Annotated in this window: 21 protein-coding genes; 4 read left to right on the top strand and 17 right to left on the bottom strand. The window is 51.6% G+C overall.

Annotated elements, in window-relative coordinates; all coding sequences use genetic code 11:
* Both LCH85_17060 and LCH85_17055 read left to right on the top strand, forming a co-directional pair.
* On the top strand, positions 1–1,314 hold the full coding sequence (locus tag LCH85_17060) for a sensor histidine kinase (GenBank protein ID MCA0353705.1): 1,314 nt from the start codon (positions 1–3) through the stop codon (positions 1,312–1,314).
* A gap of 3 nt (positions 1,315–1,317) precedes the next feature.
* Positions 1,318–1,974, top strand: a complete 657-nt coding sequence (locus LCH85_17055; protein ID MCA0353704.1) for a response regulator transcription factor — start codon at positions 1,318–1,320, stop codon at positions 1,972–1,974.
* Positions 1,975–1,985: 11 nt separating this feature from the next.
* Here LCH85_17055 and acpS read toward each other — a convergent pair whose 3' ends face one another.
* From acpS to LCH85_17030, 5 genes are all read right to left on the bottom strand, one after another.
* Positions 1,986–2,369, bottom strand: a complete 384-nt coding sequence (gene acpS, locus LCH85_17050; protein ID MCA0353703.1) for a holo-ACP synthase — start codon at positions 2,367–2,369, stop codon at positions 1,986–1,988.
* An 81-nt stretch (positions 2,370–2,450) separates the two neighbouring features.
* On the bottom strand, positions 2,451–3,731 hold the full coding sequence (locus tag LCH85_17045; GenBank protein MCA0353702.1) for a dCTP deaminase: 1,281 nt from the start codon (positions 3,729–3,731) through the stop codon (positions 2,451–2,453).
* 9 nt (positions 3,732–3,740) lie between these two features.
* A complete protein-coding gene (locus tag LCH85_17040; protein MCA0353701.1) occupies positions 3,741–4,772 on the bottom strand; it encodes a response regulator in 1,032 nt (343 codons plus the stop codon).
* Between the two features lie 77 nt (positions 4,773–4,849).
* Positions 4,850–5,704 (bottom strand): STAS domain-containing protein, encoded by an 855-nt coding sequence (locus LCH85_17035; protein MCA0353700.1) that lies wholly within the window; start codon positions 5,702–5,704, stop codon positions 4,850–4,852.
* Positions 5,705–5,713: 9 nt separating this feature from the next.
* Positions 5,714–6,574, bottom strand: coding sequence for an STAS domain-containing protein (locus tag LCH85_17030; protein MCA0353699.1), 861 nt, complete (start codon positions 6,572–6,574; stop codon positions 5,714–5,716).
* Positions 6,575–6,625: 51 nt separating this feature from the next.
* Here LCH85_17030 and LCH85_17025 point away from each other — a divergent pair, with 51 nt between their 5' ends.
* Together LCH85_17025 and LCH85_17020 are read left to right on the top strand one after the other, a co-directional pair.
* Entirely contained in the window at positions 6,626–7,384 is a 759-nt protein-coding gene (locus tag LCH85_17025) for a class I SAM-dependent methyltransferase (protein ID MCA0353698.1), read from the top strand.
* Positions 7,385–7,645: 261 nt separating this feature from the next.
* The gene (locus LCH85_17020; protein MCA0353697.1) at positions 7,646–8,560 is read left to right on the top strand and encodes an isoaspartyl peptidase/L-asparaginase; all 915 of its coding nucleotides are present in this window, start codon (positions 7,646–7,648) and stop codon (positions 8,558–8,560) included.
* Between the two features lie 44 nt (positions 8,561–8,604).
* On the opposite strand, the gene LCH85_17015 is transcribed toward LCH85_17020, so the two are convergent.
* The 12 genes from LCH85_17015 to LCH85_16960 all read right to left on the bottom strand — a co-directional run bounded on the left by LCH85_17015 (position 8,605) and on the right by LCH85_16960 (position 21,925).
* Entirely contained in the window at positions 8,605–8,910 is a 306-nt protein-coding gene (locus LCH85_17015) for a YciI family protein (protein MCA0353696.1), read from the bottom strand.
* Between the two features lie 131 nt (positions 8,911–9,041).
* Entirely contained in the window at positions 9,042–10,046 is a 1,005-nt protein-coding gene (locus LCH85_17010) for a GNAT family N-acetyltransferase (GenBank protein MCA0353695.1), read from the bottom strand.
* A 114-nt stretch (positions 10,047–10,160) separates the two neighbouring features.
* Positions 10,161–11,603, bottom strand: a complete 1,443-nt coding sequence (locus LCH85_17005; GenBank protein ID MCA0353694.1) for a hypothetical protein — start codon at positions 11,601–11,603, stop codon at positions 10,161–10,163.
* Between the two features lie 117 nt (positions 11,604–11,720).
* The gene (locus LCH85_17000) at positions 11,721–13,265 is read right to left on the bottom strand and encodes a CpaF family protein (GenBank protein ID MCA0353693.1); all 1,545 of its coding nucleotides are present in this window, start codon (positions 13,263–13,265) and stop codon (positions 11,721–11,723) included.
* Positions 13,266–13,277: 12 nt separating this feature from the next.
* Positions 13,278–14,639, bottom strand: coding sequence for an ATP-binding protein (locus tag LCH85_16995; GenBank protein MCA0353692.1), 1,362 nt, complete (start codon positions 14,637–14,639; stop codon positions 13,278–13,280).
* Positions 14,640–14,846: 207 nt separating this feature from the next.
* On the bottom strand, positions 14,847–15,656 hold the full coding sequence (locus tag LCH85_16990; GenBank protein ID MCA0353691.1) for a hypothetical protein: 810 nt from the start codon (positions 15,654–15,656) through the stop codon (positions 14,847–14,849).
* Positions 15,657–15,952: 296 nt separating this feature from the next.
* Positions 15,953–17,524, bottom strand: a complete 1,572-nt coding sequence (locus tag LCH85_16985) for an aldehyde dehydrogenase (NADP(+)) (protein MCA0353690.1) — start codon at positions 17,522–17,524, stop codon at positions 15,953–15,955.
* Positions 17,521–18,435, bottom strand: coding sequence for a dihydrodipicolinate synthase family protein (locus tag LCH85_16980; protein MCA0353689.1), 915 nt, complete (start codon positions 18,433–18,435; stop codon positions 17,521–17,523). The genes LCH85_16985 and LCH85_16980 overlap by 4 nt, the downstream gene beginning before the upstream one ends.
* A complete protein-coding gene (locus tag LCH85_16975) occupies positions 18,432–19,658 on the bottom strand; it encodes an NAD(P)/FAD-dependent oxidoreductase (protein MCA0353688.1) in 1,227 nt (408 codons plus the stop codon). The genes LCH85_16980 and LCH85_16975 overlap by 4 nt, the downstream gene beginning before the upstream one ends.
* Positions 19,648–19,890: a (2Fe-2S)-binding protein gene (locus LCH85_16970; GenBank protein ID MCA0353687.1), complete on the bottom strand. Its 243-nt coding sequence runs from the start codon at positions 19,888–19,890 to the stop codon at positions 19,648–19,650. Before LCH85_16970 ends, LCH85_16975 begins: the two co-directional genes overlap by 11 nt.
* Positions 19,887–20,999 (bottom strand): FAD-binding oxidoreductase, encoded by a 1,113-nt coding sequence (locus LCH85_16965; GenBank protein ID MCA0353686.1) that lies wholly within the window; start codon positions 20,997–20,999, stop codon positions 19,887–19,889. The genes LCH85_16970 and LCH85_16965 overlap by 4 nt, the downstream gene beginning before the upstream one ends.
* Positions 20,996–21,925, bottom strand: coding sequence for a proline racemase family protein (locus LCH85_16960; GenBank protein ID MCA0353685.1), 930 nt, complete (start codon positions 21,923–21,925; stop codon positions 20,996–20,998). Before LCH85_16960 ends, LCH85_16965 begins: the two co-directional genes overlap by 4 nt.
* Between the last annotated feature and the right edge of the window lie 330 nt (positions 21,926–22,255).

Here is a 22,255-nt window from a genome sequence, read left to right as displayed (position 1 = left end):
ATGTTATTCCAAGATTTAGCTAAACGCCTGCAACCAGAAACCCACTCGATATCCAATTCCAATCACACTCATGAAGCTGAGCAATTCAGCGGTGGCCTATCGATCAAACGCATCCTGCAAAGTGTGGCCTTGCTCTGGATTAGCTATTTTTTGATTTTAACGGGCCTAGATTGGGTTTCGTTGATGTCGCGACCTGATACTAGCCCCTTGCCATGGTTCTACTATGCGATTCATATCACCTTGGCGGGAGTTGTGTTTGGCTTGGCAAGCTGGGATGCGGCTCAACAGCGTTTGGGGCGGGTGTTTATGCCCTTGATTATTGGGCTGATTTCGGTTGTGCCAATTCTGCTAACCCCATTAATTACTAGCGGGCCTGGCCCAATTACAGCCGAGCCAGGGCTAGTCGTGATGCGCTTGTGCCCAATGCTGTGTGTGGCAGTTGTGATTGTGGCGTGGCAATATACATGGCGGCAGGTGGTTTGGTTTTGTCTGGTAACTGGGGCATTAATTTTGCTGCCAATTTTGCTACGTGCCCCCCGTTTTAGCTCGGCTGTTGCGATCACAATTGTCCAAACCAGCACGTTTTTGGTGTTTGGCTATGCGCTATCAGCTTTGGTACAACGTTTGCGGCTGCAAAATGCGGCCTTGATTCAAGCCCATGAGCAATTGCGCGATTATGCTGGCACGCAAGAACGTTTAACAATTAGCCGTGAGCGCAACCGCGTCGCCCGCGAGTTGCACGACACCTTGGCCCATGCCCTGAGCGGCTTGATTGTGCAACTTGAGGCCGCCAAACTTTACCGTGAAATTGAGCCGACCACCAGCCATAAGCTGCAAGATTCGGCGCTTGATGCCGCCCGCCATGGCTTGCAAGAAACCCGCTTGGCGCTCAAAGCCCTGCGTGCCCGCCCTTTGGATGATTTGGGCTTAGTGTTGGCGCTCCAGCAGTTGGCTGAACAATTGGCGAGTACAACGCAGATTAAACTTGAGCTGAATATTACGCCGAAGCTGCCGCCACTCGCCCTTGAACTTGAAACCTGCATCTATCGCGTCGCCCAAGAAGCGATTCGCAACGCGATTCGCCATGCCAATGCGCAACACTTGAACATTCAATTAAGCAGCGTTGGGGCTGAATTAAGTTTAGCAGTGCGCGATGATGGTTGTGGCTTTGAGCCACACTTGATCGTGGGTGCTGATCATTTTGGCATCGCAGGCATGTATGAACGAGCTGCGGAGTTGGGCGGCCAGCTCAGCATTAATAGCGAGCCTGGGCTGGGTACTTGGGTCGAATTACGCTTTACAACAAAGGGTTGAGCAATGATCAAACTATTAATTTGTGATGATCAGGCGGTTGTGCGCGATGGCTTGTCGATCATGCTGAATCTTGCGCCTGATCTTGAGGTGATTGCGGTCGCTAGCAATGGCCGCGAGGCGGTGCAGCTTAGTGCAGAATGGCAGCCAGATCTGATTTTGATGGATCTGAAAATGCCGATTATGAATGGAATCGAGGCTACTCGCCAAATTAGCGCAGCCCAGCCATTGGTTAAAATCTTAGTATTAACGACCTATGATGATGATGAATGGTTGTTTGAGGCGATTCGAGCGGGCGCGGCAGGTTATTTGCTCAAGGATATGGCGCATAGCGATTTGGTTAGCGCGATTCGCGGCACAGTTTCTGGCAAAGCCTATGTTGACCCCAACGTGACTGCTCGCCTGCTCAGCCAAGTTGCCAACTCGCGCAATCAACCACCAGCCAGCCAATTAACTGGCCGTTTGACTGAGCGCGAGCTAGCAGTGCTCAATTTAATTGCGACAGGCCACACCAACGCCAGCATTGCCGAGCAACTACGGCTTTCCGAAGGCACGGTTCGTAACCACGTCAGCACCATTTTATCCAAGCTCGATGTCGTTGATCGCACTCAAGCAGCCTTATTGGCAGTTGAGCATGGCCTGCATCAGCGCGAGAGTTATTAAGCCTTATTGATCTAGCCCATGCCCACCACAAACGCGATTGCTTGATCGCCGCTATGTGAAAGGCTGACTGACCAATGGCGAATGCCTAGTTCGTTGGCTCGTTGTTGGGCTGCGCCGTGGAGCCGCAACAATGGCTTACCTTGGGTGTCGTTAGCAACTTCGATTTCACGCCATGCGACGGCACATGCGGGGTGGCCAATGCCTTTGAGGCCAACACCGAGGGCTTTCGCGGCGGCTTCCTTGGCCGCCCAACGTGCCGCTAACGACTGAGCACTATCACGACAGCGCAACCATTCTGCTTCAGTCCAAACCCGACGGGCAAACCGTTGGCCCCAACGTGATACTGCTTGATTGATCCGGTCGATCTCGATTAAATCAACACCTGTTACCAGCATAAAGTATTCACTTCCTCGCTACCACGAACATGGTGGTTATTTGTATTGTATGCTGATTTATTAAAATGGCCAAATTAATGATTAAATTCGTGGCAAGGTCACGCCAGTTTGGCCTTGATATTTGCCCGAACGATCGTCATAAGCCACTTCTGGCAACTCATCACCCTCGAAAAACAGCACTTGGGCAATGCCTTCGTTGGCATAGATTTTGGCAGGCAATGGCGTTGTATTGCTAATTTCGATTGTCACATAGCCTTCCCAACCTGGCTCGAAGGGCGTTACATTCGCGATCAGACCACAATTTGAAACAAAAACCCCTGCATCAAGCGCAAAATTGCCAGCCTCAGGCACTGATAAACAATAAACATCATGCGTTCCAGCCAATTCCTTGATTGCCGTGATTTTGTGGTTGACTGGTTGCTGCGTATTTTGCACAGGGAGCGCTTGGCGATAATGCTGTTGATTGGTCTGGTTGCGCTGATCATTTAACGAAAGGATTGATTGGGAAGTTGCGGGTTGGCGCACTTGGCGATATTCAGCATCCATCCGCATGATGTTCCAAGGCTGATTATTGAGCCGATCATGGTCGATATGATAACGATGGGTATTGGCTTGATCAGCGTAAATATTGTGGCGAATATTCCACTCATCAGCTAAGCGATGGGTTGGAAAATAATGGCCATTAATCAATTGATAGACCATTTCATAGCCACGAAAAAGCTGGCGATACAATGGCATCAACGAATCATTTGGGCGTAGATTTGCGGCCTGCACCATTGTGCCATCGCGGCGCATAAACTCATGGTCAGGGGTACATTGAATAGTTTGACCATTATCGAGCGTGATTTCTAACAAGCTATCGCGCCCAATATAGCGTGGTTGCTCCAGTAACGTCACGATGATTCGGCCATTTGGCCCAATGCTATAACCCCAAAATAGTTCGCCTTGCTCTGAACGCTTGGCCATTTCTGCTAAGGTTGGGTTTGTGCCATCAACCAGTGCAACCCGCGTGTCGCCACTAAAACAGCGTGCATAGGTCGATTTGCCAACACAAACACAGAGCACATTGCGCGGAATGCGGAAGTATTCGATCGTGCGGCATAGTACAAACGAGTTTGGTGGAATGATACAAACATCAGCTTTGACATCGACAAACGAGCGTGGGTCGAAGTTTTTGGGGTCGATAATTGCCGAATTGACATTGGTGAAAATTTTAAATTCATCAGCAATCCGAATATCGTAGCCATACGACGATAAGCCATACGAAACGACTCCGCCGCGCACTTGACCATCAACAAATGGCTCGATCATGCCGTGCTCTTGGGCCATGCGCTTAATCCAGCGATCAGCTTTAATTGACATACAAACTCCTTATGGTGTCGCCGTGGGCGCATTCGGGTCAAGGGTTGGGCTTGGTTCGGGCGTTAATGTTGGCGTAGGGCTAGGCGTAGCAGTCGGCGTTAATGTTGGCGTAGGGCTAGGCGTAGCGGTGGGGGTTGGCGTGAGCGTTGGAGTAGCAGTTGGGTCGCTGAACATCGCCCGCACATTGGTTGTAACATTGCGGGTTTCTTCAGGGAAAATCAAGGCAATTGCGCCAGAGGCTAGCCCACAGGTTAGCAACGCAACCAAGCTCAATATCAACGGCCACGACACGCGCCGTCGATAGCGCACGGGCTGACCACCCAAATTGCGCAGGGTTTCAACATCGCTATGGTGCAAACGCCGAAATTCGGCCAACGCCTGATCGGGATCTTCGCTCAAAAATTGGGCATAGCGTTGCACAATCTCTTCGGCGGCAGTGCCACGCGGCAGCAAGGCATATTTCTCTTCTTCGATCGCCTGAATATAGTACATTTGGATTTTGGTATCCAAATTGGCTTGAACCAGCGAGATATTACGCAATTTGCGAGCTTGGCGCAGGCGTTGCCCAAGCGGAATATTCAGGGTTGGGGTTTCGGCCTCAACCGCTGGTGCAGCTACAGGAGTTTCGATGACTGGCTCGGCCAGTTTGGGTGTGCGCGTATCGGCGCGTTGCAAGGCGGGTGGTGGCGCTTGGCGCAAGCGAATCGCAATCCGTGCCAGCAATTCTTCGGTGCGGTAGGGCTTGGTAATATAATCGGTCGCGCCAGCACGTAGACCACGGGCAATATCTTCGGCGCTGCTGCGATGCGACATTACCATGACCCGCAGGCCTAAGCTCACCAATTCATCGAGTAAGGCCCAGCCTTGCTCGCGGCCCAGTTCAAGATCGAGCAAAATGAGATCGGGCTGTTGGGTACGAGCAACCTCGCGAGCACTGGTTTCAGTCCATTCGCGCATCACCCGATAACTGGCCATCTCTAAAGTACGAGCGAGCGTGGCCGAAAACGCCCGATCCTCATCAAGCAACAGAATGAAGCTCAAAACCAGAATTCCTATCCACAAAGGCTACGTTAGGGCGTAACCAACTTGACCATGCCTAATGCAGCGATTATAGCATGTTAGATCGACTCGATCGTCAAGTTTTGGCGTTCGAGCGCGGCCATTAAGCCGCTTTGCAAATCGGCGCGAGTGGCGATTGTATCCAAGCGAATGCCCAATTGCACGATAGTTTGAGCAATTTCGTTGCTAATGCCGACTACAATTGTTTCAGTACCAAGCAATTTAAGCGCGTTGATCGCCTGCAAAATATAGTTTGCCACCGCCGTATCGACCACCGGCACGCCAGTTAAATCCAAGATCACGGTATCGGCGTTGCTGCGTGAGCTGGCTTGCAACAAGGCGGTAATAATTTGGTCGGCTTGCATTGGGTCGATGCCACCGACCAAGGGCAATACTAAAATTCCTGGCAGAATTGGCACAACTGGCACGGCGCGGGCGGCAATTTCGGCCTTGAGCAATGAATCTTGCTGGCTCATACGTTCGATTTCGTCACGCCGAGCGCTAATTTGGGCTTCTAACTCGAGCGATTCGCTGACATCGTGGAAATAACCCACGACATATTCTGGTGGTGTAGCATCGCCCACAGGCTTGAGCAAAAAGCGTGCAGCTAAATGGCGGTTGCTCGGCTGGCCATGGGCATCAACAATCACATAATCTAAAATTGGCAAAAAAACTTCTTCGCCAGCAAATGCCCGTTTCAGATCGGCTTGTAATTCAGGGGTTGCCAAGGAAGGATCATCAAATAAATTGTAATTTTCTTGGAGTTCCAGCATTTCGGCTGGGCTGAGATTGAAAATCCGCCGCAAGGCAGTGTTGGTATAAATCGCCTTGCCCGTTTTGTCGTAAATGGCTGAACCGATTGACATAACCGACCAAGCGCTGCTGCGAATGAGTGTATTTAAGCTAGGAGCCATGGGCGCACCTCACGAACGAGCACGAATCATTTGGCCTTGGCGACGAAGGGCGGTTTGCAAGCCACTTTGCAAATCGGCGCGAGTGGTAATATCTTCCAGCCGCAGGCCCAGTTGCACCAAGGTTTGAGCAATTTCAGGGCTGATGCCAACCACAATTGTATCGGTGCCAAGCAATTTGAGCGCTTTGATGGCTTGCAGCAGATAATTGGCCACAGCCGTATCGACCACCGGAATGCCCGTAACATCGAGCAATAGCGTATCGGCGCTATGCTCGGACGCTGCTTCGAGCAAACAATTCAAGACATATTCGGCCCGCCGTGAATCGACTGCGCCAACCAAGGGCAAGACCAAAATGCCTGGCAAAACTGGTACGACTGGCGCTGAACGGGCTTCGATTTCGGCTCGCAGCGCTTCCTGTTGCTGTTCAGCCTGTTGAATTTCGTGCTTGCGGCTATCGAGTTCGCGGCGCATGGTTACTTGGGGCGTGATATCGGTAAAAAATGCCACAATATACTCGCCAGTTTTGGCTTCGACTCGCAGCGGAGCCAGATTGAGTCGCGCCACAATATGTTTGCCAGAAGGCCGCGCATGTACATTCAGCAACTCATAATCCAACTCACCAATGCGAGTTTTTTTGCCTTCAAAAGCTGAGGCAATGGCACTTTTGGTTAGCGGCGCTTGGAGTGAAGGGTCACGATGCAGATTATAATGTTGTTGAGCTAGGGCAGCCTCTTCTGGCTGATATTGCAATAACTCCATTCCGGCGAGGTTGAGCAATTCGGCGCGGCCACTGCGATGGTAAATCAGCGAGGCAATCGGGGCGTGAACCCAGCCATGGCTCATCTGTTGGATAAGTGTTTCTGGCAACATATGCGACCCTCAATCACTGGCATTGTTTGTAGATTATAAGCGAGGTTGGCAATGGATGAACAGCGGATGTGGTGGGAAGAATTATTTCAAATTCACGAGTTTGCGACCTATTCCGACGTTGCCGCAAGCCTTACTAGCAATGAAGTTGATTTTCTAGAAATGATTTTGAATTTAACCCCCGATATGCGCGTTTTGGATTTGGCGTGTGGCAATGGGCGGCATTTGCTGGGCTTGGCGCGGCGTGGCTATCACGTTGATGGGGTTGAATTAGCAACGCCGTTGGTTAATCAGCTTAGCGCCCAAATCGCTGCTGAGCAACTGCCTGCCCGGGTGATTGCTGGCGATATGCGCAAACTTGATGATTTAGGTATGTACGATGTGGTGCTGATTATGAATAGCTCGTTGGGCTTTTTCAGCGATTTTGAGCATCAGCAATTACTGAATGATTTGGCTGATCATCTTGTGCCACAGGGACGGCTGGTGTTGCAATGTATTAATCCCTATCAAATTGGCAGTTATATGCAGCACTATCGGCGTGGTTGGCATCAAGTTGGGCCGGGCTATGTGCTGCGCGAATCGCATTTTAGCCCAACCACAGGCACAATCGAAACTGCCTATCGCTATATCGAGCCAAATGGCGGCGAGGCGGTGCACCCAGGTGAGCGCATTCGTTTGTATACCTTCCCCGAATGGCAGCAACAGGTGCAACGGGCTGGGTTGCGCTTGCAAGCAGTGTTTGGCGATGCGGTCTTGCCAATTGTGCCATTCGATGAAACTAGCCAATGGCAAATTTTGATGGCGATGAAGTAATATTGGTGATCGGTTGTTGGGGGTTGGGGATCGGAATCTACGTTTTAACCATCAATGATCAGGCTCTTGGCGTTAGGCTAGCGGAACAGGGTTAGCCTTTCCAATTGATCTTTGCTGACCAATAGCCCAAAGCTACTGCTCCGCTCTGCACCTCTGCGTTAAATCCCGATCCCCAATCCCCAGCCGCTAACCCCCGATCCCCAGAATTCGATTAAAATACCAACCATTGAAGCATTCATTCTTCGCAGCAAAGGAGCAGCGATGATCGCCCTGATTGTCCATGGTGGGGCTTGGAATATGCCCGATGATCAAGTTGAGGCCCACAAACAAGGCTGTTTAGCGGCACTAGCGGCTGGTTGGGCTGTGTTGGCGCAAGGGGGAACTGCGCTCGATGCAGTTGAGGCAGCGGTGCGGGTGCTCGAAGATGACCCGACATTTGATGCTGGGGTGGGTTCGTTTCTCAATGCGATTGGCGAAGTTGAATTGGATGCAGGGATTATGGATGGCGCAAGTATGCGGGCTGGCTCGGTCGCCGCAGTCCAACGGGTGCGCCATCCGATTAGTGTTGCTCGTCAAGTGCTGGAAAGCGATTATGTGTTGATTGTTGGCAATGGCGCTGAACAATTTGCAATCGAGCATGGCGCGGAGTTGTGCGATCCAGCGGAGTTGGTGGTGGAGCGCGAACGCCAGCGATGGCAGGAGCAACAAGCTAACCCGCAATATAAAGGCCGTGATGCGTTTCATTCGGCCCATGATACGGTTGGGGCAGTGGCGCTCGACAGTTTTGGCACAATTGCCGCAGCTACTTCGACCGGTGGGATTCCCAATAAATTGCCGGGGCGGGTTGGCGATTCGCCTTTGGTTGGCAGTGGTTTATATGCCGATAACGAAACTGGCGGCTGCTCAACAACTGGTTGGGGTGAATCGATTATGAAGGTTTGCCTTGCCAAAAGCGTAGCTGATCAGCTACGAACTGCTACCCCGCATGAGGCGGCTAAGGCCAATATAGCCTTTTTGGAGCGACGGGTGCAAGGCTTAGCGGGCTGTATCGTGTTGAATGCCCAAGGTGAATTTGGCTGGGCGCATAATACACCGCGCATGGCGTTTGCCTATCAACGTGGCGATGAGCCAGCCGTGGCAGCGGTGCACGCCGATGAGCCATTGTTGAACGATTAATCCAATTTGGCTGGTTGAAAGCCACGTTCAACCAGCCAAACGGCTTATTCAACGCTGCCGTTGACCCAATCTTCAAGCCATGGCTGAAATTTAACCGGATTAAACTCAACAAAACGATAATCAGCAAAATTGGCAATCTGATATGGATCGTTAGCAAACAAGGCTTGCAAGGCTTTAAGGGATGGTGCACGGGCAATCACAATTCCGCCGATGCGTGGATTTTGTGGGCCAGAACAGAGCAACCAACCTTGATCGTAGCCTGTTTGCAAAAATGCGCGATGCTCGGCCAATTTGGTTTCAATTTGCTCAAGCGGCACGGTATAGGTAATTTCTAACATAAAATGGGCCATGGTATTGCTCCTAAAAAAACGCCAACCACCACAGTATACTACTATGGTGGTTGATTGAAATAGAGATAGAGGTTTTGGTTCTCGCGAGATCGATTGGCACCGTTACGTTTGCTCAGAATCTATCGGTTTTATTAGGCTTCGGCGGTTTCGGTGCCAATTTCGATGCCAGGCCGTAGCACTTTTTGATAGCGGTCGAACTGGCGCACAGGCTTCATGCCAACGTCGGCGTAAACTTTGGTTGCGCCGGTTAGGCTTGAGGCATCGACCCCTAAACCAACTCGCGCTTGACCACGGCTGCTAAATTCGTTGAAGGCGTGGTAGAGCAAGGCTTTGGCTAAGCCCTTGCGCCGCCATGGCCGACAAACTCCCAATGTGCCAACCCAACCCATCGTGGAATCTTCGGTAATGTGCTTCCAACATAGTGCGATTGCAGCAATTTGGTCGCCATCACAAATCACATAGAACAGCGCTGGATCATAATTTGGCTCACGGGCGATCATCTCTTGCCATTGTTTGAGTTCTTGTTCAAATGGCGATTCGACATAACCCCAGTGATCGCGGAACGAATCGCGGACTGCATGGACTACTGCTGGCAATTCGGTTGCTGGATCGTATGGCCGAATAATCAAACCTTCGGGTAATTGTACGGGCTGCGGTGTGTAATCAGCCAATTCAATAACCATGCGCCAGAAATGGCGTACCAAACTATAGCCATGGTCGTTCAGGCTCTTGGCGACTTCGTGATTGGTGCTGAGCACGCCGTGATATAAACTAACCGCAGCATCACTTGGTGCCTTGGCAATATCTTGGCTGACGCGCTCATCGAGCCAATCCAACAATTGTTGTTGAATATTGTCGGCGGCATAATCGCTATGAACCCGTGTCCAGCCATAGCCATGGACATATGGTTCTTCGCTGAACACCCCAGTCACGCCGATTAATGTTTCGCCATCCCAGATTGTTAGGCTATCAGTGGCAATGTTGAAATTTGAACTCTGCCATTCTACTCCTAGTTCAGCTTCATCAATTTCGATCACGTTGGCTTCTTCCATTGAGCAACGATTAATTAATGCGGTTGCTGCTGGAATATCGTCCAAGGTTGCTGGACGTTTAAGATATTGGGCTACTGCTTGCATATACTCCTCAAGGTGATGTTTTTACTTGCTGAGCGCAGTATCGGCGAATAGCCCAATGCTAGGTAGCGGCATGAGGCTGATTGTTAACTCATCCTTTGGCCCGATTACAGCATTTTAGCGTTGAGCAATCGGTAAAAACGTTCCATAACTATTGAATGCAGTTGCTGGGACATTGAGGGTGGCATCATTGCGAGCAACCGAAATCCACACGCCGGCGGCAACTTCGTCGCCTGCGCTGATTTGTAGCACACTTGGCGTACAACCCAATGGATTGAGAAATTGCTCGGCAACATTAGTTTGCTCGGTATCGCTGCGATAGCTGACGACTTGGGTGGTGCAGCCGTTGCTGCCAAAGCTATCAGCTTGCCAGGCAACCAGATCGAGCGCATGAAAACGGCTGCTCGTCAGGTTGTTTTCATATTGATTTGGCGTGTTGCTCAGGTTAATTCCGGCGCTGGCTTGGGCATCGTATTGCCAAATATCAAAGGCAAAGGCATCAGTGAAGGTATTGTTGGTGCCGGCAAAATAGACAGTTGGTTGGCCTGAACCACTGTTAACCGTACTAATTTCGCCAATATTCCATGGCTCAAGCACCGATGGCAGCACCAAATCGGTGGTGAGATTATCGGTGGCATTGTGGCTGCGCAGGCTATCGGTGGGAATGCCACGCGGCGTAGCACTTGGATGTTTGATATACGTCACGTAGGCTTTATCGGTCAGCGTCAAATCATACACAAATGGAATACTGGCTGAGGAACTGGTATAACTATCGACGGTGCGGGCGGTCATGCCAATCAGCGTTCCATGAGCATAACGAATTTCATCGAGCGTTGGATCACCGCCCTGCTTGTTGAGCGGTGACACAATTGCCGAGCGCTTGCCATAAACCACATGGATCGTATTATTAGCATCGATGCTGATCCGTGGTTGGGTCAGGATGATATTGCTGGCAACCGTTTCGATTGCCACTGGTTGGCTCAGGCTGGGCATAATTTGGCGATAGACTAAAGTTTGTTGATTACTGTCAAGCATTGTATAAATCACACCAACATGTGAGCCGTCGTTGTTGCGCACCGCGATGGGGCTGATCAAACTACTATTAATACTTTCGCCTTGCAAATTAACAGGTTGGCTGATGGTTGCGCCATCGGGGCTGATGCTGACGGCATAATAGCGGTAAGTTGCATCACCTCTGGCAGGCACTGCTTGATTGCTGAGGTAGGCCAAATGAATTGTATTAGTGTTATCGGCAGTTAGGCTTGGGTAGACCAGTGAGGCGGTCGAATTGGTGATCGTAATTGTTTGCCGCAACAATTCACTTGAGCCACGCATCCGCGTATAAATTAAATCGCAGCCATTGCCTGCTTGACATTCGGCCCAAGCATAGTGTCGTAGATCGTTGTTATCAACATAGATTGCTGGGTAGTAAGCACCTGAGTCGGCATTAGGATTAATCGTGAGTTTGGTGGCTGGGGCGATATATTCACCACAACCCCACAGTGCTAGTACCAAACTAGCCACAATTCCACTTCGGCGTATCCAGGTTTGTCGAGCCATTACGCTCCCCCTTGCTATGAATGATCCTTACTATCGATCATAGCACACCCTAGGAGCGCCAAACAACCCGTAGGATTTAATGTCCTACGGGTTGTTGTATGAAACAAGCTATCGAACTTAGCGCCGCATGCCGGGGAAGGTTGCGCCGAAGATTGATGGAGGCAATTTGAAGCCCTTGGCTTCGAGCACTGGGGTAAAGCGTGGGCGCGTCCCAGTTGGCCGCAGCACACCCATCACTTTGCCATCTGGCGCAGTACCTTGATCTTCAAAGATGAAGATATCTTGCAATACGACCTGACCGCTTTCCATGCCTTGAACCTCGGTTACTGCTACGACTTTCCGTGAGCCATCGCGCAAACGGGCTTGCTGCACAATCACGTGTACTGCCGAGGCAATTTGTTCGCGAATAACCGCAACTGGTAAATCAAGCCCCGACATCAATGCCAAGGTTTCCAAACGGCGAATTGCGTCGCGTGGGGTGTTGGCGTGAACGGTAGACATTGAGCCGTCGTGGCCAGTGTTCATCGCTTGGAGCAAGTCGAGCGCCGCGCCGTCACGAATTTCCCCTACCACAATGCGGTCAGGGCGCATCCGCAGCGAGTTCTTCACAAGGTCGCGAATCGTGACCAAACCCGAACCATCAACATCGGCAGGCTTGGATTCAAGCCGAATCACGTGATCTTTGCCAAGTTGTAGTTCGGCTGAGTCTTCGATTGTACAAATCCGGTAGTGATCAGGAATGAAGTTGGAAAGCACGTTGAGGAGCGTCGTTTTCCCTGAGCCAGTACCACCCGAGACGATCAAGTTCATGGCGCTGACCACACAGGCATTCAGGAAGTCGGCCATTTCCTTGGTCATCGAGCCATAATTGATCAAATCGCTGACTTGGAGTTTCTTCTTGGAGAATTTACGAATACTCAGCGAAGAGCCATCAATTGCACAAGGTGGGATGATGGCGTTGACCCGCGAACCATCGGGCAAACGCGCATCGACCATGGGCCATTTGCGGTCAACCCGTCGCCCGAGTGGCCGAATAATTCGGTCAATCACTTTGAGCACATGATCTTCCGAGGCAAAAATGACTGGCGAAAGGGTTAATTTACCTTTTTGTTCAACATACACCACTGTGGCGCTGTTGACCATAATTTCAGTAATGGTATCGTCGCGAATCAATTGCTCAAGTGGTCCGAAGCCAAATAATTCATCGAGCACCATTTGATAGAGCAATTTGGTGCCATCTTGGTCGAGATTGGTGGTGGATTGACGCACAAAGGTAGTAAAGCGCTCTTGAATCAGGCGCTCAGAATCTTCGTTGCGTTGTAGTTGGGTTTGCGAACCGACCGAAGCCTGAATTTTATCGACAATCCAGAGCGAAAGCTCAAGCAATTTGCGGTGGGCATCGCGATCGGCCAAGACCAAAAAGCCGCTGGTGTTGATCGTACCGCCACTTAGCCCAGAGCTAGAGCCTGCCAAAGCACTGAGGTTACCGCCAGGCATGGGTGGCGATGATGGTGCTGGTGGTGGTGGCGGGCTCAGTGGAGTCAACGATGATGAGCGATATTCAGGCATTGATTGTTCGCCAGCCATCGGTTGAACTGGCTGAGCAGGAGGAGTTGGCTCTGGGCTTGTTGGCGTGCTTCCAAGACGTTTGAGAAGTGACATAACTTGACCTCGCTACATTTTGACAAAATAGGCTTCGCAAGCCCGATCCAAAAGTTCTTTGTTCATTTGGGGCTGTTGACCACGATATTTCGCTTCATCAAGCACTTGATCAAGCAAATCGCGTGGGTGACAGCAGCGCAACTCACGGTTAACTTTGAAATAATGTTCCTGAATCAAATAGCGCAAGCCATCATCGCTGTAGGGCACGCCCTTGGCTTTGCAAACGATTCGGAAAATATCGCGATATTCGTTGGGGGTTGGGTTGGCAACCTCGATTTTATGCCGAATCCGTCGCAAGAAGGCATCATCGACCAAGCCCTTGGGGTCAAGGTTGGTCGAAAAGACGATCAACACATCGAAGGGAATTTCGATCTTTTTGCCAGTTTGCAGCGCCAAAAAGTCGATTTTCTTTTCGAGTGGCACAATCCAACGGTTCAACAACTCTTCAGGCCGACAGCGTTGCCGCCCAAAGTCGTCGATCAGGAATAAACCACCATTGGCCTTCATTTGGTAGGGTGCTTCATAGACTTTGGAAATGGGATCGAAGATTAATTCTAATTGTTCCAAAATCAGTTCGCCGCCAACCATCACGCGGGGGCGCTTGCAGTGCAGCCAACGTCGGTCGGGAGCAGGCGGCATGGTGGTGGCAACCGCGCCGAATGGGGCAGGTGTATCATCTTGGCGCATTTCGGGCTTGGTTAAAATGCTATGGTTAAGTGGATCATAGAGCTTGATCACTTGACCATCGATTTCAACTGCGTAGGGCAGCATTACTGAGCCACCCATAATGCGCGAGATACCTTCGGCGATTGTGGTTTTGCCATTGCCTGGTGGGCCATACAGGAACAACGAGCGGGCTGAGTTGGCGGCAGGGCCAATTTTATCCAGCATCTCGTCGTTGATCACCAGATCCTTGAAGGCTTCGCGGATGCGTTGTTGATTGATGGTCATGCCGCCGATTGACTGGCGATTGACCATCTCGATGTAGGAAGCGAGCGGCACAGGGGCTGGGCCAGCATACTGTGAGCGCTCTAATACTTCGTTGACTTTGCGCGAGCCTTGAAGGGTCGTGACATATTGATAGGCGCGTTCACCAAAGCCTTGTTCAGCCCCAACGATATCGACATATTCGCTCATTTTGAGAAATTGCAAAACTTTGTCGATCACGTTGAGGTAGGGCAAGCAGGTTTGTTCAGAAATCCGTTGGGCGCTAATGGTGCCATTGAAATAAATAACTTTAAGAACAAGATCGGCAATAAAACCCATCCCAAGCCCAGTTTCGTCAATTGACGTTGGTTCGTTGGGAAATTGTGGCCCACTATCAACGGATGCTTGAACAGTCGAAGCAAATTCACGTAAAGGAAACGCAGACATAGTGTGATCTCCTGAGCTTCAACAATTAAGATCGGCGGGGATTGGCAGATCTCCCCTATCTGCGCACACCGAATGAACAATAATCAATATTATACTTGAGGCTGCAAGCACAGGCAACCAAGAGTTGTGGTACAATGCACGACGAGGCGTAGCGCGGGCTTGAGGTTGTCGAGCCCGAGGGAAGCGGGGGGAAGTGGCCCCGCCCAATTAGCTCCGTTGCCGCATTCCACACCCAATTAAAATTCCCCCAACCAATGCAATTAACCCAAAACTAGTAGCCCAAATAATTGTTCCGATGCTTGCCCATGGTACGCTCAGGTTATCCGGTCCAAAATCGACGATGGCCAAGGCGGCAATTACGCCTAAGCCTAGTACGACCTGGCTCCAACCGAGGGTCAGCAGTTCATAGCGATTGCCACCACCTGCCACAATCCATGCACCGATTGCTCCAGTCATAAACAAAGCGCTATAAATTTGGGCATGAAACGCATCAATCTTCCATGGCCAAAACGCTGTGGCCCAATCGGGGGCAATAATACTGGCTAGACCATAGCCCGCTAAAACAGCTGCCTCAATTAATAAGATGTTGCGTAATCGGCCTAATGGCTGCGGGTTGACTGCTGGCCAAGCGCGATATTGCCACCAAAACCAACCTAAGGCCAAGGTAGGTAGGGTGTAGATGATAAACCATAGCCAAACGATTACCCGCGAAAAATCAAAATTATTGATCCATACCAGCGATGCGCCTGTGACAACTGTAGTGAAGGTGACGGCTTGCGGAATGGTGAGCCGCGCTACCGACCAATCGTTGATCACAAGCGTAAAGAGCACCGCCACCATTTCGGCAGCATAGACTGCGCCTAAAAAACGGGTTGCAAATGGCCGTAAGGCCCATGGCCAACGCGGCCCGACTAAACTTGGGGCGATCAACAGTGAAACGCCAGCGACCAATACCAAGGCAACAACGACAAACATGATGCGAACAAGGGGTGATAATTGGGGTTTGGATGTAGCCATAGCAATGCTCCTGTTGGCAAAACTGTTGTCAGTCTAGCATGCTGAGCTTGGCTCTGGCAATGATGGCTTGATGAGAGTTAGGGATCAGCGCCGAGTAACCGCGAAGGACGCGAAGGGAATGGCGGGGTTTGGTTATTGGGGGCTGGGGATCGGGAGTGAATACCCGTAATTGCCGATCCCCATGTTCATCATAAAACTATTACTAACCACTTATTGGAAAGGCTGCCAATCTCCTGCGTTGCCCTCCGACAGGGTAGCAATAACATTAAGTGGTGCTAATTTGCTGAGTAACTAGGCTAATCAATGCCAGCATTACTCCACTGGCCATCAACCAAGCGCCAAATCGCCTGAGGATTAGCGTTTTGCAGAATGCTTGGCAAGCGTGATTCGCGCACATTGTCGTAGCAGTGCAGTGCGGCAAAACGCCGAATCGTTGCGGGAAAGCCAACCGCCGTCCAGCCTGCATGGCCTGTCGCGGGATACGGTCCGCCATGGTTCATGGCTGAGCTGACGGCCACGCCGGTGGGCATTTTATCGTTGAGCAAACGCCCAACTTTGGAGCGTAAGTGCTCGGCAACAATTTGATAAAAGGCTTCATCTGTCCCGTTGCTGCTGCTGTAGATGCTGCCCGTCAAATTGCCCTCAAGACAATCGAGTACTCGCAATACTTCGGCTTGGTCGGCGCATTCGACAATCAAGCTGACTGGCCCAAAGACTTCGTGGCTGAGCGCTTGGGGATTGGCCAAAAAGCTATTGCCCGCAACGTACAGCAAACTATTGGCATAGCGATACCCATCATCCAACACATGCCCACCAACCAAAACCTGTGCCCCAGCATCTTGTAAATGCTCAATACCCTGTTCAAGCCCAGCCAAAACCCCATGGTTGAGCAGGGTCAGGCTAGGGTGTTGGCTAAAGTGCGCTTTGGTAGCTGCAATAAAATCAGCACTGGCCGCTGAATGCTCCAACATTAATAAGCCAGGGTTGGTGCAGAATTGGCCAGCGCCCAAGGTACACGAGCCAGCAAATTCGGCGGCAAGCGCTTCGGCCCGCTCAGTCACGGCCCCAGCTAACATCACCACCGGGTTGATGCTCGACATTTCAAGGTAAATTGCCTTGCCCGCTTGATCGGCGGCAGCCTTGAGCGCCAACCCCGCTCGGCGCGAGCCAGTAAAACCAATCGCCCCAATTAAAGGATGACTGACCAATGCCAAGCCCAATTCATCGGGCAAACCATACAGCAATTGCACACTCGCCGCAGGCAAACCAGCTGCGATCACAGCTTGATGGGCTAATTCGGCCAGTAATTCGGTGGTGGCGGGGTGGCTTGGGTGGCCTTTGGCGATTACGGCATTCCCAGCAGCAATCGCCGAGGCAAAATCGCTGCCAGCAATCGTATTATAGGCAAATGGGAAGTTATTTGGTCCAAAAATAGCCACGGGCGCAGCTAAACTACCATACAGCGAGCGAATATTAGCTTTGCTGTCGATCGTTGCCAGTTCCCATGTGTGGTTGCGCACAGCTTGCGCCGCTTGGCGTAGTTGATTGACGGTGCGTGACAGTTCAACACTGTTCAAGCGGGGTTCGATCGGCAGGCCAGTTTCGCTATGGGCGATTGTGCTCAGTTCTTGGCGCTTGGCCTCGATCAAATCGGCATAGCCTTCGAGAAATTTGGCACGTTGCTCAGGGCTGCTTTGGGCTAACGCACGCGAAGCCGCAACCCCCGCACTCAACGCTAATTCTAAATCGCCGCGCCCCGAAATCGGATATTCAGTGGTGAATGCTTGGGTTGTGGTTGGGTTGGTCGCATGAAAACTACCAACGTAATCGCCAATTTGCCATTCGCCGTTGATCAAAATTGGTTTCATGGCCATAACTCCTGTCGCCGCGCCAAAGCTTGTTCAATCACGCTGACGGCGGCTTCACGCTCGACTCCAACTAATTCCAGCCGTGGTGCTCGCACAGTTTCGCTGCCCATGCCGACCATCGCTTGGGTGAGTTTAATCAATTGGACAAATTTTGGCACGGTGTCGAGCCGCAATAATGGCAAGAACCAAGCATAGATCTCGTCGAGTCGGGCACGATCGCCATGGCCTGCGGCGACAGCTTGAGCTAGTTGAAATAGCTCAACCGATTCGTGTGGAAAAGCATTGACCAAGCCTGCGATCCAGCCAACCGCCCCAGCCGCGATGCCCTCAACAATTGCATCATCAACCCCAACCAGAATTTCGAGGCGTTGGCCAAGCTCGGCCCGAATCGCCGTCACCCGTCGCACATCGGTGCTCGATTCTTTGACCGCTTGCACATTGGCATGGCGTTGCGCTAATTCGGCAATTTGGCTGGGCACAAAATCGGTGCGATAGGCCACTGGGTTGTTGTAGATCATCACTGGTAGTTCGGTGGCGCTGATCACGGCGCTCATATGGGCTTGCATTTCGCGCCAATCGGTCGAGTAGAGATAAGGTGGCAGTACCATTAGGCCTGCGCAGCCTTCGGCAGCGGCGATTTGGGCTAGCTGACAGGATTCGGCAGTTGAAAGCGCCGCAATGCCTGGGATTACTGAGTTCGAGCCAGCCACTTTGACGCAGGTTTGTAAAATTGCCCGTTTTTCGGCGGCGCTAAGCGTTGCGCCCTCGCCCAGCGAGCCAAGCGGCACGATCCCAACACAGCCAGCATCCAACATCCAAGCACAGTGCTCGGCCAAAAATCCATGATCAACGCTACCATCGTGATTAAAACGGGTGGTGATTGCTGGAATAACTCCATGCCACATGCTCATACTGACTCCATAACTAAATCGGCGACGCTGACCGAATGAATTGGAAAGCGCACGCTATCTTGACTCCAACCGAATAAATACTGCGTTGCCCCGCCACACACCCGCCCTTGACAAATGCCCATGCCGCAGCGAGTTTGTAGTTTGGCGCTGCGCCAGCTTGGTTGGCTTTGCAATTGCCCAAATGTCACGTCTTCGCAACGACAAACAATGGTATTGGCTTGGGCAAGTTGACGCAATTCGGGGCGTAGGGCGAAACTTGCGGCTAATTGTTGACTAAATTGCCAAGCTTGGGCTTGCTGCTGCGCTAATTGACTGGCTGCTTGATAATTGCCAGTTGCCACAAACCCAGCAATTTGGCCTTCGATCACGGCTTTATCTTCGCCACCAATCCCCGTTAATTCGCCAACTGCATATACCTGGTCGCGGCTGGTGTGTTGGCTGCGATCAACGACGACAAAACCTTGTTCAAGGCGACAACCAAGTTGCTGAGCTAGCTCGGTGTTGGCGATTAATCCCCAACTACAGGCCAAATAATCGCATTCGATCCGTTGACCGTTGCTTAATTGGACTTGCTGCACTTCTCCTTCACCCTCAGCCGCTATGATCCATGTATTGACATAAAACGGTGTATTCGCTAAGGCTTGCGCACTTTGAGCGGCTTGCAGCATTTTTGTAGGATGACCAACCAAGCTCCGCCCAAAGCGTAAAAGCTGGGCGATAGGTGCTTGTTCAACCACGGCTTTGATGATTGCGCCACGCTGCTTTAATTGGCTGGCAACTGCAATTAGCAATGGCCCGCTGCCAGCAATTACCACTCGTTTGCCAACGATTGGCAAGCCACCCTTGACCAACGCTTGCAAGCCACCTACGCCCACCACTTTGGGCAACGTCCAGCCTGGAAATGGCAAGAACAATTCGCGTGCGCCGTTGGCCAAAATCAGCCGATCGTAGCGCAGTTGTTGCGGCCCTTGGGGCGTGGCTAAATACAATTGTTGCTCGCTTGCCCCAAGCACGTGGGTTTGTTTGCGATATTGCAGTGCGGTATGTTGAAAAAACAAATGTTGATAACGCTTGGGCGCATAACCTTGGCCACCGCGCCAAATCTGGCCCCCAGCCTGATCGGCTTGATCAATCAGGGTGACGTTGGCGTTGCTTTGGCTGGCGCTCCAAGCTGCGGCCAATCCGGCTGGCCCAGCGCCAACGATCACGACATTAAGGCTCACAATTCACCTCCATGCCCTCGCAACATTGCTGCAAACAGGCCAATTGATGAGCTTGCTGATTGATGGTCACGCGGCACTCGCCACAACTGCCCATCCCACAAACCGCCATGCGTGGCTCGCCTGTGACCGAACGTCGATTGGCGATGGCTTTATCCATCAGCACCGCCGCTAGATTGCTATGCTCAGCTACGTGATACTCTGTACCATTGATTGAAATGCGAATTTGCTTCATTGCGGCTGCTCCTGCTGCAAGCTGCGTGGCAAATAGGGCTGGATCGCAAGGTGTGATGGGCGCTGAAGCATTTGGTCGGCCAATAAGCGGGCGCTGCTCAAGGCAGTGGTTATGCCCAAGCCTTCGTGGCCAACATTCAACCATAGGCCTGCACGCTCTGGATGCTGGCCGATCATCGGCAAACCATCAGGCGAGGCCGCCCGCACGCCTGTCCATGTGCGCAGACAACGCACATCGGCGAGGGCTGGGACATAGTCAATCGCCTTGCGCAACATCTGGCTTAACAATTGCTGATCGATCTGGCGATCAGTGCGATCAAATTGGCGTGAGGAGCCGATTAACAATTGGCCGTTGGGTCGGGGCTGAAGATTGAAGGCCACCGAATCGCCGCTGCTGGCATGCGCATTTTTGATGTAGCTCAATTCGACTAATTGATGCTTGATCAGCGCGGGATAACGTTCGGTAATCACCAACTGGCCGCGTTTGGCGCGAATTGGCAATTCGGGCAAGAGGTCGATGCAGCGCTGGCCATTAGCAACCACAATCGCATCGGCGCTGAGTTGGCGACCATCATTTAATTGAACATAATTGGTTTGAATTGTGGTAACTTCACCATAAACCAACGTGGCTCCGTGCTTTTCAGCTTGTTGCCATAAATAAACTGCACTTTTTGGTGGATAAACAACGCTATCGTTAGGAACCAATAAACCACCGACCAAGCCTGCTCGTAGAGCTGGTTCATGGGCATACAGCGCCGCCGCATCCAAAATTTCACAGGCAATCTGATATTGCTGATAAACTGCGGCTTTTTCAGCCACCAAATCCCACTCTTCGGCATCGGTGGCAACCCATAACGTACCGCAAGCATGATATTCGTGTTGTTGCGGATGGTCGGCGGTGAGCGCTTGCCAAAGCTGTTGGCCAAATAAGGTCAGCTTTAATTGAGCCTCGCCCTCATCCATCACCACAATATGGCCCATGCCAGCAGCGGTCGCGCCACTGCCAAGGCAATCGCGTTCGATCAGCGTGACTTGCCAGCCTGCTTGCGCCAACTCCAGTGCCACTGCACAGCCAACAATCCCGCCGCCAACAATGATCACGCTGCTCATTGAATACCCCAGCGAAATGGATCAGCTTCGTGCAAAATCAACTGGCCTTCGATCGTGACAAAGGCCGAGCCAGTAATTTTAGGAATAATCGCCTGTTCGTGTTGGCGATATTCGGCTTGAAAGCGACTGCCGATGATACTTTCTTGGACCCAAGGCGTATTGGGATCTAATTTGCCATCGGCGGCGAGGCAGGCCAATTTGGCGCTTGTGCCCGTGCCACAGGGCGAACGGTCGTAGGCCTTGCCTGGGCAGAGCACAAAACTACGGCTGTTGGCTCCCTCAGCGGCTACCCCGAATAATTCAATATGATCAATCAGCCCATTGTCCGCGCCAGTGATGCCTGCAGCTTCGAGCGCTTGGCGAATCTGCCAGCTAAATGCAGTTAGTTGCTCAACATTGGTCAATTGCAAATCCTGGCCATGGTCATTGACCAAGAAAAACCAATTGCCGCCCCAAGCAATATCACCATGAATTCGCCTATGATTTGGCAGATCGACTGGAACATTGGCGCGATAACGATAGCTTGGCACATTTTCGATCGTTGCTTGGCCGTCGGCGTGTAATGTGGCACTAACAATCCCAACGGGCGTTTCAATCAGATGCTCGCCAAGCTCAATTTTGCCAAGATAGGCGAGGGTTGCGACTAAGCCAATTGTGCCATGGCCGCACATGCCCAAATAGCCAACATTATTAAAGAAGATCACCCCAGTGCAGCAACGTTGATCGCTTGGTGGGCATAACAGCGCACCAACCAACACATCCGAGCCGCGTGGTTCGTTGACAACCGCTGAGCGCAGCCAATCGTGGTGTTGGGCTAGTACGTCGCGTTGTTGGGCAACGGTTCCGCCGCCAAGATCGGGGCCACCAGCAATCACGATGCGGGTTGGTTCGCCAGCAGTATGCGAATCGACAATAGCAAGGCGCATTGTTGCTCCTTCTGGTTTTTCAATAATCATTGGTGGTTACCACCCTTCCGTCCCGCCTCAAGGCGGGAAACGCAGGGGTTTTCATCCCCTGCACCCCTACTATTTAGGCTATGGGATGTTGTTACGCTTTTTTGCCATAATCATTGAGATAGCAGAATCATTGGTGGTCACCACCCTTCCGTCCCGCCTCAAGGCGGGAAACGCAGGGGTTTTCATCCCCTGCACCCCTACTATCTAGGCTATGGGATGTTGTTACGCTTCTTTGACGAGGCTATTTGTTGAAATGCCGTTGAAATGCCACTGTATGTTCCGATAGCCAATAGCCTGAAG

Source organism: Chloroflexota bacterium (assembly GCA_020161265.1).
Classification (GTDB): domain Bacteria; phylum Chloroflexota; class Chloroflexia; order Chloroflexales; family Herpetosiphonaceae; genus Herpetosiphon.
The sequence above is the reverse complement of the archived record's forward strand: the minus strand, read 5'-3'. Positions and strand labels throughout refer to the sequence as shown.